Annotated in this window: 15 protein-coding genes; 6 read left to right on the forward strand and 9 right to left on the reverse strand. The window is 64.9% G+C overall.

Features of this window, described 5'->3' with window-relative positions:
• Window positions 1–2 precede the first annotated feature (2 nt).
• The 7 genes from hisD to HBB12_RS20270 all read right to left on the reverse strand — a co-directional run bounded on the left by hisD (window position 3) and on the right by HBB12_RS20270 (window position 8,045).
• Window positions 3–1,310: a histidinol dehydrogenase gene (hisD, locus tag HBB12_RS20240; RefSeq protein WP_236990993.1), complete on the reverse strand. Its 1,308-nt coding sequence runs from the start codon at window positions 1,308–1,310 to the stop codon at window positions 3–5.
• 216 nt (window positions 1,311–1,526) lie between these two features.
• Entirely contained in the window at window positions 1,527–2,417 is an 891-nt protein-coding gene (locus HBB12_RS20245) for an N-acyl homoserine lactonase family protein (protein WP_236990994.1), read from the reverse strand.
• Window positions 2,418–2,430: 13 nt separating this feature from the next.
• Window positions 2,431–2,985: a hypothetical protein gene (locus tag HBB12_RS20250; RefSeq protein WP_236990995.1), complete on the reverse strand. Its 555-nt coding sequence runs from the start codon at window positions 2,983–2,985 to the stop codon at window positions 2,431–2,433.
• 143 nt (window positions 2,986–3,128) lie between these two features.
• Complete coding sequence (locus HBB12_RS20255; RefSeq protein WP_236990996.1) at window positions 3,129–4,367, reverse strand: sugar ABC transporter substrate-binding protein; 1,239 nt, start codon at window positions 4,365–4,367, stop codon at window positions 3,129–3,131.
• Window positions 4,368–4,507: 140 nt separating this feature from the next.
• A complete protein-coding gene (locus HBB12_RS20260; protein ID WP_139034497.1) occupies window positions 4,508–5,527 on the reverse strand; it encodes an ABC transporter permease in 1,020 nt (339 codons plus the stop codon).
• The gene (locus HBB12_RS20265; protein WP_236990997.1) at window positions 5,524–6,522 is read right to left on the reverse strand and encodes an ABC transporter permease; all 999 of its coding nucleotides are present in this window, start codon (window positions 6,520–6,522) and stop codon (window positions 5,524–5,526) included. Before HBB12_RS20265 ends, HBB12_RS20260 begins: the two co-directional genes overlap by 4 nt.
• The gene (locus tag HBB12_RS20270; protein ID WP_236990998.1) at window positions 6,519–8,045 is read right to left on the reverse strand and encodes a sugar ABC transporter ATP-binding protein; all 1,527 of its coding nucleotides are present in this window, start codon (window positions 8,043–8,045) and stop codon (window positions 6,519–6,521) included. Before HBB12_RS20270 ends, HBB12_RS20265 begins: the two co-directional genes overlap by 4 nt.
• Window positions 8,046–8,389: 344 nt before the next feature.
• Here HBB12_RS20270 and HBB12_RS20275 point away from each other — a divergent pair, with 344 nt between their 5' ends.
• Entirely contained in the window at window positions 8,390–9,487 is a 1,098-nt protein-coding gene (locus HBB12_RS20275) for a LacI family DNA-binding transcriptional regulator (protein WP_236990999.1), read from the forward strand.
• 63 nt (window positions 9,488–9,550) lie between these two features.
• Window positions 9,551–10,636: an IS630 family transposase gene (locus tag HBB12_RS20280; protein WP_236991000.1), complete on the forward strand. Its 1,086-nt coding sequence runs from the start codon at window positions 9,551–9,553 to the stop codon at window positions 10,634–10,636.
• Between the two features lie 33 nt (window positions 10,637–10,669).
• Here the strand turns inward: HBB12_RS20280 and HBB12_RS20285 are convergent, their stop codons facing one another.
• Complete coding sequence (locus tag HBB12_RS20285; protein WP_236991001.1) at window positions 10,670–11,128, reverse strand: hypothetical protein; 459 nt, start codon at window positions 11,126–11,128, stop codon at window positions 10,670–10,672.
• A 4-nt stretch (window positions 11,129–11,132) separates the two neighbouring features.
• Between HBB12_RS20285 and HBB12_RS20290 the strand changes: the two genes are divergently transcribed.
• From HBB12_RS20290 to HBB12_RS20305, 4 genes are all read left to right on the forward strand, one after another.
• Window positions 11,133–11,633: an alpha/beta hydrolase gene (locus HBB12_RS20290; RefSeq protein ID WP_236991002.1), complete on the forward strand. Its 501-nt coding sequence runs from the start codon at window positions 11,133–11,135 to the stop codon at window positions 11,631–11,633.
• A gap of 294 nt (window positions 11,634–11,927) precedes the next feature.
• Window positions 11,928–12,176, forward strand: a complete 249-nt coding sequence (locus HBB12_RS20295; RefSeq protein WP_236991003.1) for a hypothetical protein — start codon at window positions 11,928–11,930, stop codon at window positions 12,174–12,176.
• A 166-nt stretch (window positions 12,177–12,342) separates the two neighbouring features.
• Complete coding sequence (locus HBB12_RS20300) at window positions 12,343–13,014, forward strand: hypothetical protein (RefSeq protein WP_236991004.1); 672 nt, start codon at window positions 12,343–12,345, stop codon at window positions 13,012–13,014.
• A 199-nt stretch (window positions 13,015–13,213) separates the two neighbouring features.
• Window positions 13,214–14,041 carry a hypothetical protein gene (locus HBB12_RS20305; RefSeq protein WP_236991005.1) on the forward strand — a complete coding sequence of 276 codons (828 nt, stop codon included), beginning with the start codon at window positions 13,214–13,216 and terminating at the stop codon, window positions 14,039–14,041.
• Here the strand turns inward: HBB12_RS20305 and HBB12_RS20310 are convergent.
• Window positions 14,033–14,874 (reverse strand): IS5 family transposase gene (locus HBB12_RS20310; RefSeq protein ID WP_442919297.1). Its coding sequence is split into 2 segments (ribosomal slippage): window positions 14,033–14,484 and window positions 14,484–14,874, totalling 843 coding nucleotides; the frame shifts between segments, so codons are not numbered across the junction. The genes HBB12_RS20305 and HBB12_RS20310 overlap by 9 nt on opposite strands.
• Window position 14,875: the final 1 nt, after the last annotated feature.

Consider the following 14,875-nt stretch of genomic DNA (forward strand, 5'->3'; position numbering starts at 1 on the left):
ACTTACTCCGCGACGCCGCCGTAGGGCACGTTGCGGCCGCCATAGCGCCGGACGCGGATGTTGGCCTGCTCGCCGTGGCCGACGAAGCCCTCGAGCGCACACAGGCGCGAGCAGTAGCTGCCCACCAGCGCCGAGGCCTCGTCGGTCGTCACGCGCTGGTAGGTGCAGTTCTTCAGGAATTTGCCGACCCAGAGACCGCCGGTGTAGCGCGCCGCCTTCTTGGTCGGCAGCGTGTGGTTCGTGCCGATCGCCTTGTCGCCGTAGGCGACGTTGGTGCGCGGGCCGAGGAACAGGGCGCCGTAGTTGCGCATGTTGGCCAGGAAGTAGTCCGGGTCGCGGGTCATGACCTGGACGTGCTCGGAGGCGATCCGGTCGGCGACCCGCACCATCTCCTCGTCACTCTCGACGACGCAGACCGCGCCGTGCGTCTCCCAGGCCTGGCGGGCGATCGCGGCGGTCGGCAGGATCTCGAGCAGCCGCTCGATTTCCCGCATCGTATCGCGGGCGAGCGCCTCGGAGGTGGTCAGGAGGATTGCCGGCGAATCGGGGCCGTGCTCCGCCTGGCCGAGCAAGTCGGTCGCGCAGAGCTCGCCGTCGACGCTCTCGTCGGCGATGACGAGGGTCTCGGTCGGGCCGGCGAACAGGTCGATGCCGACCCGGCCGAAGAGCTGGCGCTTGGCCTCCGCCACGTAGGCATTGCCGGGACCGACCAGGATGTCGACCGGGGCGATGGACTGGGTTCCGAGCGCCATCGCGGCGACCGCCTGCACGCCGCCGAAGCAGTAGATCTCGTCGGCGCCCGCGAGGTGCTGCGCGGCGACGATGGCCGGGGCCGGCTTGCCGTGGAACGGCGGCGCCGCCGTGATGACGCGAGGCACGCCCGCGACCTTGGCGGTGATGACCGACATGTGGGCCGAGGCCAGCAGCGGGTACTTGCCGCCCGGCACGTAGCAGCCGGCGGAGCCGAGCGGGATGTTCTTGTGGCCGAGCACGACGCCGGGCAGGGTCTCGACCTCGATGTCGCGGATCGACTCGCGCTGCTTCTGCGCGAAGTTGCGGACCTGCGTCTGCGCGAATTCGATATCCTCGATGTCGCGCTTGCTCAGCTGCGACAGGCAGCCCTCGATTTCGGCGTCGCTGAGGCGGTAATCGTCGCGCTCCCACTTGTCGAACCTGATCGAGAGATCGCGAACGGCGGCGTCGCCACGCTCGGCAATATCGGCCAGGATGCCCTCGACGATGTCGCGGACCTTCTTGTCGGCGGCGACGACTTCGGTCTCGTCCTGCCCGCGCTTGATCCAGTGTTCCATCAGGGTCTCCACTTTCCGCACGACCACCCTACCGATATTGCATTCGAATGCAATCGCAGAGGCGTGCGTTTCGCTGCGTCGAATTGGGTGTGCTGCAGATCCGCCGAGGCCGCGAGACCTCGGCGATGGCTGACGCTCCGGAGGCCGTCCGGCCAGGAATATCGGATCAGGCGGCGAGAGGGCTGCGTCCGACGACCTGCATGCGCGAGGCGCAGACTATGACGCGACCTTCGACGTCTCGCCGTCGGCCAGGCAGATTTCGGTGACGAGAAGCCCGTTCTCCATCAGGCGCGAGGGGAACCGCTGGCTCAGCCGCTCCTCGTGGATCGGGATGACGCGGCGGGCCTCGTAATCGACCTCCTTCATCATCGCCTCGGTCGCCATGACGAGATTCTCCTGGCTGCCGACGGCGAGGCCGACCGGCACGTACAGGGTGTCGACGTCGACGTTGGCGCCCGATCCTTCGATGTTGTCGAAGACGTAGACGAGGTCGCCGGCCAGCACCCAGTTGTCGGCGGTGCGCGACGCGGCATCGTTGCGCACGGTGACCCACATCGAGCCGAAGGTGTGGCTGTCCTGCGCGACGTGGAGGTCGATCCCCGGAAGCGCGTCGGCGAGGTCGCCGCTCACACAGGTGAGACGCTTCTGCCGCGCCAGGTCCAGGCCCCGGATGATGTCGCCCGGATCGACGGCGGTCATCATCCAGCGCAGGCGGTCCGGCAGCGACATTGCCCAGGTCCACTTCGCAATCTCGCGCTCCTGGATGAAGAACTTCGCATTCGGGAAGTCCTCGACGTTGCCGAAATGGTCGAAATGAGCGTGAGTGATGAAGACCGTATCGATCTCCTCTGGCTTTACGCCAACTCCCGCCAGAACCTCGCGCGGCGAATGCCAGTTCTCGACACCGAACTTGTCGGCGAGGTGCTTGCCGTAATCCGTGTTGTTGTAGCCGACGTCGACCATTGCGACATGCCCGTTGCCCTTGATGAGCACGTAGCAGTAGGGCAGCTTCACGAAGCCCTGGTTGTGGGCTCCGTAGATCACGCCGCTCTTATGGTACTTCGTCACGTAGGAATATTCGAGAACCCAGATCGAATATTGGCTCATCGTCTTTTCCTTCTTATCGCTTCATGGCGCCGCAGGTGCAACAGGCGTGGCGGAAATCCACCATCGTCATGCCGAACACGCTTTCGGAGGTGGATTGCAGGACCGCGTATGCGCGGGTCAGGTCGTTCGAGGCCTGTGTAAGGTCGATCTCCCCCGCGACGATGGCGACGTCGCCGAGCGCCCGCAGCGCCCGTCCGGCCAGTTCCGCGGCCTGCAGCATCCGCTGGCGGTGCGCGGCGAGGCGCGCGGGCGCCGCCAGCCGGCGGACCCGGTCGAGCGCCTCCTCCTGGACGGCCTCCGCCCGGCGCAGGGCCGGCAGGTCGAACGCGTCTCGCCGACCGCCGGCCTGGGCGAGGATGAGGAGGCCGGCGACCTGCCCGATGGTGCGCTTCAGCTCGTCGTAGGCGCGCCGGGCTTCGAGCCCGTAGCCGACGACTTGGTCGTCCAGGCCGTTCAGGGCCGCGTCGGCCGGGCCGTCATCGGCGTCCTGCGCGAGGGACTGGCACTCGACGCGATGGACGGCCGTCGCGCTGTCGATGATCGACCATCTCGTGCTCACACTGCTCATCGATCGAACCTCGTCGTCCGCTGTTCGAGGGGGGGCTGCACGCCCGGCAGCGGGGGAGGGCGCTCGTCCTCCGTGAGGCGCCGGCTCGCCTCCCCGCGCCGGAGCGGGGGGCCGGGGGCGGGATGCGCCGCCCGGCCGGCCGCTCACCGCGCGGGCTTCACCTCAACCTTCGTCACCTTGTACTCGTCCGCCGGCCCCTTGCACGGCTGGCAGTTGATGCCGGGGGAGTTGGGCGCCCGCTTGACCTCGGCGGGGAGCGGCTGGATCGTTGCGCCCGGGGTCGGCTTGCCCTCGAGTGCCGATTGCAGCGACAGCTCCGGCAGAAGCTCGGGGTTGAACACCTCGGTGACGAACGAGTTCGGGACGACGTTCGGCGGGAAGGCGTTGCAGCCGTCCTCGAACTTCTGGCCCTTGCAGACCTTGACCTGATCAGCCGGCACCCAGGGGAGCGGATACTCGATGTTCTGCGGCTCGAGCTTGCGCTTGGCCGTCAGCACTTCCATCATCAGCTTGAAGGCGTAGCCGGCGGTCGCCGGGGGCGATCCGGCCGATACGCCCGTCAGTCCCGCCTGCTTCGCGGCCGGGTCCATCAGCGCCAGCCGGAAGCCGTTGGAGTTCTCGCCAGTCACCGGGACGAGCTTGCTGCCCTTGTCCTTGAGGGCCTGGATCGCCCCGTACTCGCCGGCCTGCGCCCAGATCCCGTCGACGTCGGGATGCGCGGCAAGCGCCTTGCCGGTCTCCTGCTGGGTCGTCCGATCGTCCCAGAACGAGTAGTATTCCGAGACGATCTGGATGCCCGGATACTTCTTGAACACCGACATGGCGCCGTCGGTGTGGCGCTTGTCGACCGAGTTGCCGGGCACGCCGCGGCTCAGGAAGATCTTGCCCTTGCCGCCGAGCGCGTTGACCAGGGCCTGGGCCGAGTTCTCACCGAAGCCCGCGGTGACGTAGCTCACGTTGTAGGCGCACGGCTCGGTGATCGTGGCGTCGTACATGAAGAACTTCACGCCCTTGCTGCAGCCACGCTTCACCACGCGGTTCAGCGCGGTCGCCGAGACCGGGAAGCTGATGATGCCCTGCGCGCCGGCATCGATCATGCTCTCGTAGGCGCTGATCTGCGCCTGCGGGTCGGTGCCCGAAATGACCTCCTTGAGCTCAACCAGCTTGTCGTAGGGCGGCGTGGCGGCCAGCGCCTTGACGACATTGGCGGCCTCCGACTGCCAGGCGTTGCCGCTGTAGCTCAGCGAGAGATAGACCTTGATCTTCTTCTCGTCGGCCGCGGCCGGGCCGCCGAGCGCCGCCGTTCCGACCAGGGCGGTCATGAGCGCGGTCGTGAGCGTGGTCGTGAGCGCGCCCGCGCGGCCCGTCTTCCAGGTTCTCATCGTTTCCTCCTCCATGCTGTCTTTTGAGCCGCCCGAGCGGAGTCGTTCGCGCATCCGACGATGCCGAATTTCGTGAAATGATCGCCGTATCCGCCGTCAGAATGTCAGTCGGAGAGTTGTCTCCGGCAGCGCAACACAGCCTAGCGAGGGAACCAGCTCCTGATGCGGGCGAAGGTATTCTCGCGCAGGAGGAGCAGCGCGATCAGGATGATCGAGCCTTCGATCACCGTCCGCCAGCCCTGCCCGATGCCGAGCGCCGCGATGACTGTGCCGAGCGTCGTCAGCAGGACCGCTCCACCGACCGTCGCGACGAAGCTTCCGCTCCCGCCGAGGATGGAGGAGCCACCGACGACGACCGCCGCGATCGTCGGCAGGAGGTAGCTGTCGCCCATGCGCAGGGTCGCACCGTCGGAATAGCCGACCAGCATCAGCCCCGCGACGCCGGAGGCGGTCGCGCTCAGCATGTAGGCGGCGACGACGGTCCGGGTGACCGGGACGCCCGCCACGAAGGCGGCCCGGGCACTGGCGCCGACGGCGTAGAGCCTCCGGCCGAAGCCCGTCGCCTGCTGCAGTACGGCGGCGGCGATCACGAACGCGGCGGTGAAGATTAGCAGGAGCGGGATGCCCGCGACCTCGCCCTTCATCAGGGCGAGCAGCGGCGCCGGCGCGCTGCCGCGGGGCGTCCCGCTGGTGTAGCCGAGGGCGCCGGCCGCCACGATGATGCCGGTCGCCATCGTCATGATGAAGGGCGGGATGCCGAGCACCGTGATGCCGAGGCCGCTCACGGCCCCGATCAGCGCGCAGACGACGAGGATCGCCGGGATCAGCAGGATGCCGGCCGCGCCCGCCTCGGGACCGACCCAGGTGGTGCAGAGCACCGCGCTGAGCGTGATCAGGCTCGCTACCGACAGGTCCAGCCCGCCGACGAGGATGACGAGGCCCTGGCCGAACGCCGCCACGATCAGGAACGAGGACAAGGAGACGACCGTCGCGGCCTGCCCCCAGGAGCCGAGGGCCGGGCTGACGAAGCGCGACGCGACGATCAGCAGGGCGGAGAGGGCGAAGGTGGACAGGACGGTGACGAGTTCCGGGCGGACCCGCGTGACTCGGCGTTCGTCCTTGGATGCGCTCAGCGCGGGATCGAGCGTCGCGGGCGTCATGCGCGGGACCTTTCGAGGAGGTGGGTCAGCGCCCGACTGAAGACGATCGCCAGGACCAGAACGGCCCCCTGGAAGATCCCGGTGTAGAAGGAGGAGACGCCGCCGGAGAACAGGACCTTCTGGAGCAGCATCAGGAGCGCCGCGCCCATGATGCTGCCGACAAGACCGCCGCGGCCGCCCGACAGCGAGGTGCCGCCGAGCGCGACCGCCGCGAAGGTGAGCATCAGGAAGGGCGACCCGCTGTTGGGATTGCCGGTCGCCGTTTGGGCGGTCAGCATGAAGCCGGCGATGCCGTAGACCATGCCGGCGGCCACGAAGGCGAGGAACCGCGTCCGCGCCACCCGCACGCCGGACAGGGCCGCGGCAGCCTCGTCGGTCCCGATCGTGTAGAGCGCCACACCGAGGTCGGTTCGGCGCAGCATCAGCCAGGCTCCGACGACCGCGGCCACGATCAGCCCGGAGACCGGAACGAACCCGAACAGGGTGTCGGTGAGGGTGTCGGCCACGAAGTCGCTGACGACGCCGCCCGGCGCATCGAGGATGACGAGCGACAGGCCCTGGCAGATGATCATCGTCCCGAGCGTCGCCGCGATGGTCTGCAGGCGCAGGACCGCGACGAGGTAGCCGTTCGCGGCGCCCACGGTCCCGCCGGCGGCCATGCACAGCATCAGGCTCAGCAGCGCCCCACCAGGCCCATCCACCGGATAGCTCGCCATGACGACGTTGGTCAGCGAGATCACCCCGGCGACCGACAGATCGAAGCCCCGGGCGAGGATGACCAGGGTCTCGCCGGCTGCCGCGATCGCCAGCGGCGCGGTATTGTTGACGAGGCTGCCGAACGTATAGGCGGTGAGCGCGCTCGGTTCCCACAGAGCGTAGAGCCCGTAGAGGATCAGGTAGAGGATCGTGACGATAACGGCGCCGCTCGCGACCAGGCGCACGAGCCGATCGGGCGATGCGGCACTCGGGGGAAGGGACGCAACCTGCGTGGTCATCGCGCCGCTCCCCTCGCCAGGGGAGCGGACGTGTATCCGGTGAGAGCCGCGACCATCGTCCGCTCCTCCAACTCGGGTCCAGTCAATTCGGTGAAAACACGCCCGCCATAGAGCACGAGGCACCGATCGGCGAGGCGAACGATCTCGGGCAGTTCCGACGAATACATCAGCACGCTGCCGCCACGATCGGCGAAAGCCTGGATCGCCGCATAGATCGCCTCCTTGGTGCCGACATCGACGCCGCGGGTCGGGTCAAACAGGAGCAGCGTTCTGGCGCCGCTCGCCATCGTGCGCGCGAGCAGCGCCTTCTGCTGGTTGCCACCGGACAGGTCGCCGATGCGGAAGCTCACGTAGCGCGGGCTGAGCTCCACGGCGCGCGCCGATTCCAGGGCGGCGGCCCGCTCGAGGGCCGGCCAGACGAAGCCGCGACGCCCGATGCGATCGAGGATCGGCAGCACGATGTTGCTGGCGGATGACAGATTCGCCAGGATACCCTCGGTTTTGCGTTCCTCGGGCAACAGGCCGATACCGTCGCGCAGCGCGTCGCCGGGCTTGCCAGGGCGGCTCGGTCGCCCCTCGACCAGAACCTCGCCAGCGAGCCGCTTCTCGAGGCCGGCCAGCGCGTAGAACAGGCTCCTCTGCCCCTGCCCGTCGAGGGCAGACACCCCGAGGATCTCGCCGGCGCCGATCGTGAACGAGACGTCGGCAAGCTTCGGCGTGGTGAGCCCGCGCACCTCCAGCACCGGCGCCCCGACCGTCACCCGGCTACGGCGCACCGACTCCGAGGCCTTGGAATGGCCGACCATCAGCTCGAAGATCTCGTCGTCGTCGGCCTGCCTCAGGTCGACCGTCGCGACCGACCGGCCGTTGCGCAGGACCGTCGCGACCGGGCACAGCGAGCGGACCTCGGCCAGCCGGTGCGAGATATAGAGGATCGCAATGCCCCGCGCGGTCGCTCTGCGGATCTGGTCGAAGAGCCAGGTCACGTCCGAGAGAGCGGCCGTCGGCTCGTCGAGAACCAGCACGCGGCCGGCGTGATGGAACGCCCGGACGATCTCCACGCGCTGCCGCTCCGCGAGCGACAGGTCACTGATGAGGGCAGAGGGGGCGACCGATCGAAGGTCGTACCGGGCGAGGATCTCCGCTGCGGCGGCGACCGTCCGCCGGGCGGAGACGAGACCGCCGCGCCCCTTCCTGAGGGTCGGCATCAGGAGGCATTCCGCGACGGTCAGGTTCGAAGGAAGGCTGAGTTCCTGGAACGCGGTCGCGACGCCGCGCGCCCTTGCGTCGAGGATCGTGCCGGGCACGTAGGTTTGCCCGTCCAACAACATTTGCCCTGTATCGGGCCGCACCACGCCACTCAGTATCTTGACCAGCGTGGACTTTCCGGCGCCGTTCTCACCGAGCAGAGCGTGGACTTGCCCGGCAGCGAGATGGATCGAAACCCTCTCGAGGGCGACAGTCGCTCCGTACGACTTTGCGATGCCTTCGATCGACAAGCCCGAGAGGTTGATCGACTGCAAGACACTTCTCCCACATCGCTCTTTTTCCGGATTGTTACCGGTTCGACCGTTGCAATGATAAGGACATGGTCCGGCGAGGGTGTCAATGCATTCGTTTGCAATCGGCCACGGAGGCGTGTTGGCCCCCCGCTCGGATCCGGTGGCGGTCGGGGTCTGGCACGGGATTTCGGTCTCGGGGAAGGCGGCCCCGACGCCCAACCCGCACCGGAGCCGGAACTTTCGTGGGGGATGCTTTGTGCCGGGGTTCGCGCTCCGAAATGGGATTTCGACAACGGATGGGCTAAGGAGCCCGGCATCGTCGCCCGGTGTCGTCTCGGTCTCGGCGTGGGTTGTCGGAAACGATCATGGTCAAGAAAACAGACACCGGCGCGAGGGCAGACCCGCTACCCGTTCGCCGGGCGGCGACGGCCTACGACGTCGCGAAGCTCGCTGGCGTCTCGCAATCTGCCGTGTCCCGAGCGTTTACACCGGGCGCGAGCGTGGCGCCGGAAACCCGCAAGCGCATCATCACGGCTGCCAAGGAACTGAGCTATCGTCCCAACCTGATCGCGCGCTCACTCATCAAGCAGAGATCGGGGACGATCGGTGTCGTCATCAGCTATCTTCAGAATCAATTTAACCCAGAAGTACTCGAGAGCCTGTCCCGTGCCCTGAAGTCCGCGGGTTACAATATCCTATTATTTACTGTTGACCCCCATTCGGCGGACCCCGTCCTCGAAGAGGTGCTCCAGCTTCAGGTCGAGGCCCTTGTCCTCGGCTCGACCAGCCTGTCCTCGGCGGTGGCCGATGAATGCGCCATCGCGGGCATTCCGGTCGTCCTCTTCAACCGCACCAGCGCCGTCAACTCGGTGTCGAGCGTCGCGGGCGACAACGTCGCCGGATCGCGCCGGATCGCGCAGTTCCTCGCCGCCGGCGGCCATCGCCGCTTCGGTTACATTGCGGGCTTGGAGAACTCGTCGACCAACCAGGAGCGGGAGGAGGGTTACACGACGTGGCTGCAGCAGAATCGGCTGTCGGTCTCATCGCGTGCGGTCGGCAACTACACGTTCCAAGGCGCCTGGGACGCGATGCGGGAGATTTGCAGCCAGCCCAAGCGGCCTGATGCGGTCTTCTGCGCCAACGACCACATGGCGATCGCGGCGCTTGAGGTCGCGCGCAGCGAGTTTGGCCTGGACGTTCCGGGCGACCTGTCGATCGTGGGCTTTGACGACGTCGGCGCCGCTCGATGGCCGAGCTTCTCGCTGACGAGCTTCTCCCAGCCCGTCGACGTGATGGTGGCAGAGACAGTCCGGATCCTGCTCGGACTGATCGGCGGCGAGACTGCGACGCGCGAGGCGATCACCGTTCCTGGACATTTGATCGTCCGACGATCGGCCCGCTTGCCGCCGCACGGCATCGAGAGAAATGGCGACGTACTCGTCTGGTGTCCGAATGATCGCTAGTGTCCTGGCACTGAAGTTCGGCGACGAACGTTGTAGGGGAGGATCCTGCCACGGAGGGCACCGATGCCTCGTCCCCTGCCTGCGGTCAACCTGAGCCCGGCCGAGCGCGGCGCCCTGGAGAAATGGGCGGAGCGTCGCAAGACCGCGCAAGGCCTGGCCACGCGTGCCCGCATCCTGCTGCTGGCCGACGAGGGCGCCTCCAACAAAGCCATCGCGGCCGATCTCGCCCTCGATCCGGCGACTGTCAGCAAGTGGCGCAACCGCTTCCTGCGCGACCGCGTCGAGGGGCTCTACGATCAACCCCGCAGCGGCGCTCCCCGTCGCATCGACGATGACGCGGTCGAGGCCCTCGTGCTCGACACCCTGGAACGCAGGCCCGAGGGCGCCACGCACTGGAGTTCGCGCCTGATCGCCAAACGCCACGGCCTCTCCCACACCAGCGTCCAGCGCATCTGGCACGCCTTCGGGCTCAAGCCGCACCGCACCAAGACCTTCAAGCTCTCCACCGACCCCGACTTCGTCGGCAAGGTCCGTGATATCGTCGGGCTCTACCTCGATCCGCCGACCCGTGCCGTCGTGCTGTGTGTCGACGAGAAGAGCCAGATCCAGGCGCTCGATCGGTCGCAGCCCGTGGTACCGCTCCAGCCGGGCGACATCGAGCGGCGCACCCACGACTACAAGCGCCATGGCACGACGTCCCTGTTCGCCGCGCTCGACATCGCCACCGGGCGGGTGATCGGGCAGTGCCAGCCGCGCCATCGCGCCAGCGAGTTCCTCACCTTCCTCGACACGATCGAGGTCAACGTGCCCACCGATCTCGACGTGCATCTGGTGATGGACAACTACGCCACCCACACCACGCCCGAGGTGCGGGAGTGGCTGGCACGCCGGCCGCGCTGGCAGGTGCATCACACGCCCACCAGCGCCTCCTGGCTCAATCAGATCGAACGCTTCTTCGCCCTGCTGACCGAGCGTGAAATCCGGCGCGGCGTCTATCGCAGCGTCGAGGACCTGGAGCAGGCGATCAACGCCTTCCTGAAAGCGCACAACGCCGATCCCAAGCCGTTTCGTTGGACCAAGTCCGCCGAACAGATCATCGCCTCGGTCGAGCGCTTCTGCCTCCGAACCGCGCAGCTCGCGGACACATAACCTCGTTCATTGCCGAACTTCAGTGCCAGGACACTAGTGCCCTGACGCATTCGGACGGTTCACGTAGGGCGTGGGCCGTGCGAGTCTGAGGCATGGCTCAGACCAGGAGGAGTTCCTGCGCTTCCTTAACGCCGTGGAGGCGGCCGTATCGGCCGGCAAGGTGGTGCACGTGGCCCAGCCTTTCACGAGTTCGTCGAACTCGACCTTCGACGGCGAAGCCTTCGGGGCGGTCGCGGAAGTGACAGGGCGGGATCGTGTTGGCGGCGCTTCGTCCACGATATCGCCAAGCGCGAATCGCTCCAGCGTCAAGCTGGCGGGCTGGAGTGCCGCCCCGGCCGCCTTGGCGAGGGTGCGGCGTCCCTCCTTGTCGACGACCAGTCCCTTCGCTCCGATGAGCTGACCGGCCTGCTCGAAGCAGAGCGCCTCCATCCCGTCCTCGCCGCGGTCGGCGTACGCGCCTGCTGGAGCCGGGCATTCCTTCGGGGCGAACACGACCGTGATCCCCACCGGCGCCCAGGTGATCCGCGACGGGAAGCCGTTGGGCTTCCGGGACCCGCGGTTCACGGCGAGCATCGTGATCTCGGCGCCACCCTTCTACGGCGAGACCGACCTCGCGGCGATCCTCGCTTCGGTCGATGTCCCTACGCTTCATGTCACCACGACGGAGGACACAATCCGCGTCCCAGGCCGCTATTCGCCCGTCCAGGACCGCATCGACGTCTACACGGCAATCCCGCCCCGCCGGAAGGCCTTGGTCGTGTTCCAGGACGGTCCGCATAACGTCTTCACCGACCGCTCCCTGCGGAACGGCGGGCCGCTGAACCCCTTGGTGAAGCGGGCCACCGCCGAGGTCGGGCTCGCCTTCCTCGACCTTGTCCACAAGTCCGATCCCGCCCCCCTCGAAGACTGGAGCGCGACCTGGAAGCCAATCTTGGCCGCCGCGCCGACGCCGTCCCAGGTCGACACGCATCGACGGGCCCAGAAGCGGCGTACCTAAGGCTCGGTGGAGACTTCCTCCTGCGCCTGTACTAGACGGCTGCAGCAGCCTGCGGCGCTCGCCGCCCTGCACGCCACCTTTTGTTTGGACGCGGCCACCGTCGCTGTGCCCGGTGGTCCGCACTACCGAAAGGCGCGAGGCGGCCCATCCTGCTTGACCTATGGTACCTGCATCATAGTCAGCAAACCTAATGAGTCTTTCTGGGAGCGATAGTTCAGCGGTCCACCAAAAAACAAAAAGTTGCCGGCCAATAGCCCGCCATTCATACTCTGCGGACCCCGACGGAGCGGTGCGATGTCCTTCCCAATCATTGAATGCATCTACATCCCTTCCGACGAGAATGAGGCAGTTGCGTACCTATCCACCCTCGTCAAGAGTCATCCCGAGATCGCGGCCTGCGCGGAGTGGAGGCTAGACGCTAACAATTCGGCTCGCGCCGTGCTGGAGGCGTTCGTCGAGGACGGTACCTTGGAGCGCATCTCAGAGGAATATGCGCGCTGCCTGGAGGAAGAGGCGCAGCGGTACGAGGCCGAGATTAGCTAGAGAATCACCGAGAGAGTTCGAGAAAACGGATAAGCTCGACGCGGCATCAATGAGCATCAAGTGGGGGAACTGCTTTGTCTCAATCGCATCTCAACGCCCGCTACTTCGAATTTCAGGCGGCCCTAGAGGACGCCGCTCCAGAGCTCTTGGAAGCGTTTTCACCCCCATGTTGATCAAAATCCCGACCGGATGGGAGGCAGCTGAACATAAGATTCTGTGGATCGGACAGGAGACGGCGGGCTGGAGCTGGGAGCGTGAACAACTGCGTGCGGACGGCCTGGGCTGGGAATACCCCGACATCGCGTCGCTTGGCGACTTCGCGCAGTACGAGGAGGCAGTCGAGGCGCTGATCTACGGCTATGGCGAGTTCAACTTCGCCGCCAATCACCCCGTCAGCCGGGGCCCGTTCTGGCGATATTTCCGCTGGGCGCTCGAAACGGTGGAAGCGCATGGTCCGACTAGCATGGTCTGGACGAACGTCGTGCGGTGTTCGTCTAACTCGGAGCAGGGATACACGCTTGGGGCGGTTCCCAAGGCAATCGGGTCTGCCTTTCTGGTCCGGCAACGCGGGTTGCTGGCTGCCGAGATCGAGGTTCTGCGGCCCACCCTGACGATCTTCGTGAGCGGTCCACACTACGACGTTTACGTGAGCAATGAACTTCCAGGTTGCGAAAGAGTCGCCCTGGCGCCGTTTCCGATCCAACAAGCCGCTCGATTCACGCATCCAACCTTGCCAAGCGCAAGCTTTCGCACATACCACCCCGGATATCTCAATAGGAGCGAGCTGGGGTTTCGACCGATTCAGGCGATGATCGACCTCTACTTGGCGGAGCGATGAATGGCATATGACCGTCTCAATTCGACGTGCGGCGTGCCTTGCCATACTATGATTAAGTTTGATCCACCATCACGGATTATGGTCGTCCGCGGACATGCGCGTCGACAGTAAGTGCGCACACCTGGTCAGGAGCGCAGGCAGGTCTATATCTCCCGAAGCACTTAACTTAGTTTCGCTTCTAGTAATATCGAGGATGCGCATGGCTCAGCTGGAGAATTCCAAATATCGTATCTATAATGTATCAGACGCTGCAAATTATATATTAGATGGGCAAAACTCGCTGCATCTGCGGGCTATTCGCCTTTACGAAATGCAAATCGCTGTCCTTTTTGGGCATAAATTAAATGAGAGACAAAGAGATAAGAGGGAGCTTCCTGATCTGCATCTAGCAGTAAGCAGCGATATCCTGAACTCAGCATATGCTTGTGCGTCGATCAAGTTGCTACGACGTATCGAAAATAATTACAAAATCGAAGAAAACCCAGCTACAAACTATCTCGATGACCCTAACGCCAGAGATATTTTAAAAAATATACTTAGAAATGCAAACAGTATTCGGAAATTTGCCGCTGATTACAGCCCAAGAACGATTGATCTCAAAATACAGATTCGCCGTCGTCATCAGCGAAGATGCGCCCCGTTGTATGACTTTTCTCTTCGCTACGACGTTGAGGATACCAAGCAGAAAGGAGGATGGAAAACAGCCTTATCTCTCTTCAACGAAAAGCAAGGTACCGACGCACATGCCACAATCAGAAAATACTATCCGTATTTAGGTGGTGAAACAGTGGGCAAGCAATGCCGGAAAGAGTGGGATTTTCTCGCGGGTTTTGCTTGGGATAGTCATTTTGGAAGCCAGCTGTTTCAGCCTAAGAGAACTGGTTGGCCGCTTTTTGCTAAAAATTTATTAGGTAAGGCTGAGGATTTGTCAGGGTTGCGACGAGCGGTTGGCGAGTACCTATTTGTGAAGGCGCGACTGGAGGAGAGAGGCTACGAGCTCCTAAGTGTCTGTCCGGGATCATGCTGATTGTTGGCAGAGTTTTCTGAGCATGATGCGGATGGAAGCAAGGCGCAGGAAAGCCAGCGCCTTGCGGGTGTGGCACTCCCAATCCTTCGCCAGCCGCCGGCAACGATTGAGCCAACCAATCGTCCGCTCCACGATCCAGCGCTTGGGCAGGACCTCGAACCCGACCGCCTGATCCGACCGCTTGACGATTTCCACCGTCACAGACCGGCAGACCCGTTCCAATGCCTCCCGGAACACCGGCCCCTGGTAGCCGCCATCTGCATACAGCTTCAGCAGGAACGGGTAGAGACTAAACAGCGTCGCCATGACCCATACGCCGCCATCACGATCCTGCACGTCGGCCGGATGCACCAGAGCATGCATCAGCAGACCTTGCGTATCGACGAGGAGATGGCGCTTCTTGCCTTTGATCTTCTTGCCCGCATCATAGCCGGACGGGTCGATCGTGCGCCCCCTTTTTCCGCGCTCTTGACGCTCTGGCTGTCAATGATCGCTGCCGTTGGGCTGGCCTCACGTCCTGCCTGTTCGCGGCAGAGAACGTAGAGGGTGTGATGGATGCGCAGGAGAGTTCCGTCGTAATCCCATAAATCGAAGTAACCATGCACCGTCGAGCGAGGCGGTAGATCTTTTGGGATAGCGCGCCATTGGCACCCCGTTCCAAGGACATACATCAAGCCGTTGACCACCTCGCGCAGATCAACCGTTCGTTTGTTTCCCCCGCGTCGAGCCGGCGGGAGAAGGGGAGCAACAAGCGCCCATTCCTCATCCGTCAAATCAGTGGGATAGCGAAGCTTGCTGCGGTCGTACCGCTGGCGGTTCTCAGGCGTCCACATC

Source organism: Methylobacterium sp. SyP6R, from assembly GCF_019216885.1.
GTDB lineage: Bacteria > Pseudomonadota > Alphaproteobacteria > Rhizobiales > Beijerinckiaceae > Methylobacterium.

What these genes read in the sequence shown, in the direction of transcription:
- HBB12_RS20300 (WP_236991004.1), top strand. Translation starts at nt 12,343, where the DNA reads ATGTTGATCAAAATCCCGACCGGATGGGAGGCAGCTGAACATAAGATT.
- HBB12_RS20265 (WP_236990997.1), bottom strand. Translation starts at nt 6,522, where the DNA reads ATGACCACGCAGGTTGCGTCCCTTCCCCCGAGTGCCGCATCGCCCGAT.
- HBB12_RS20245 (WP_236990994.1), bottom strand. Translation starts at nt 2,417, where the DNA reads ATGAGCCAATATTCGATCTGGGTTCTCGAATATTCCTACGTGACGAAG.
- HBB12_RS20275 (WP_236990999.1), top strand. Translation starts at nt 8,390, where the DNA reads ATGGTCAAGAAAACAGACACCGGCGCGAGGGCAGACCCGCTACCCGTT.
- HBB12_RS20295 (WP_236991003.1), top strand. Translation starts at nt 11,928, where the DNA reads ATGTCCTTCCCAATCATTGAATGCATCTACATCCCTTCCGACGAGAAT.
- HBB12_RS20280 (WP_236991000.1), top strand. Translation starts at nt 9,551, where the DNA reads ATGCCTCGTCCCCTGCCTGCGGTCAACCTGAGCCCGGCCGAGCGCGGC.
- HBB12_RS20260 (WP_139034497.1), bottom strand. Translation starts at nt 5,527, where the DNA reads ATGACGCCCGCGACGCTCGATCCCGCGCTGAGCGCATCCAAGGACGAA.
- hisD (WP_236990993.1), bottom strand. Translation starts at nt 1,310, where the DNA reads ATGGAACACTGGATCAAGCGCGGGCAGGACGAGACCGAAGTCGTCGCC.
- HBB12_RS20250 (WP_236990995.1), bottom strand. Translation starts at nt 2,985, where the DNA reads ATGAGCAGTGTGAGCACGAGATGGTCGATCATCGACAGCGCGACGGCC.
- HBB12_RS20255 (WP_236990996.1), bottom strand. Translation starts at nt 4,367, where the DNA reads ATGAGAACCTGGAAGACGGGCCGCGCGGGCGCGCTCACGACCACGCTC.
- HBB12_RS20305 (WP_236991005.1), top strand. Translation starts at nt 13,214, where the DNA reads ATGGCTCAGCTGGAGAATTCCAAATATCGTATCTATAATGTATCAGAC.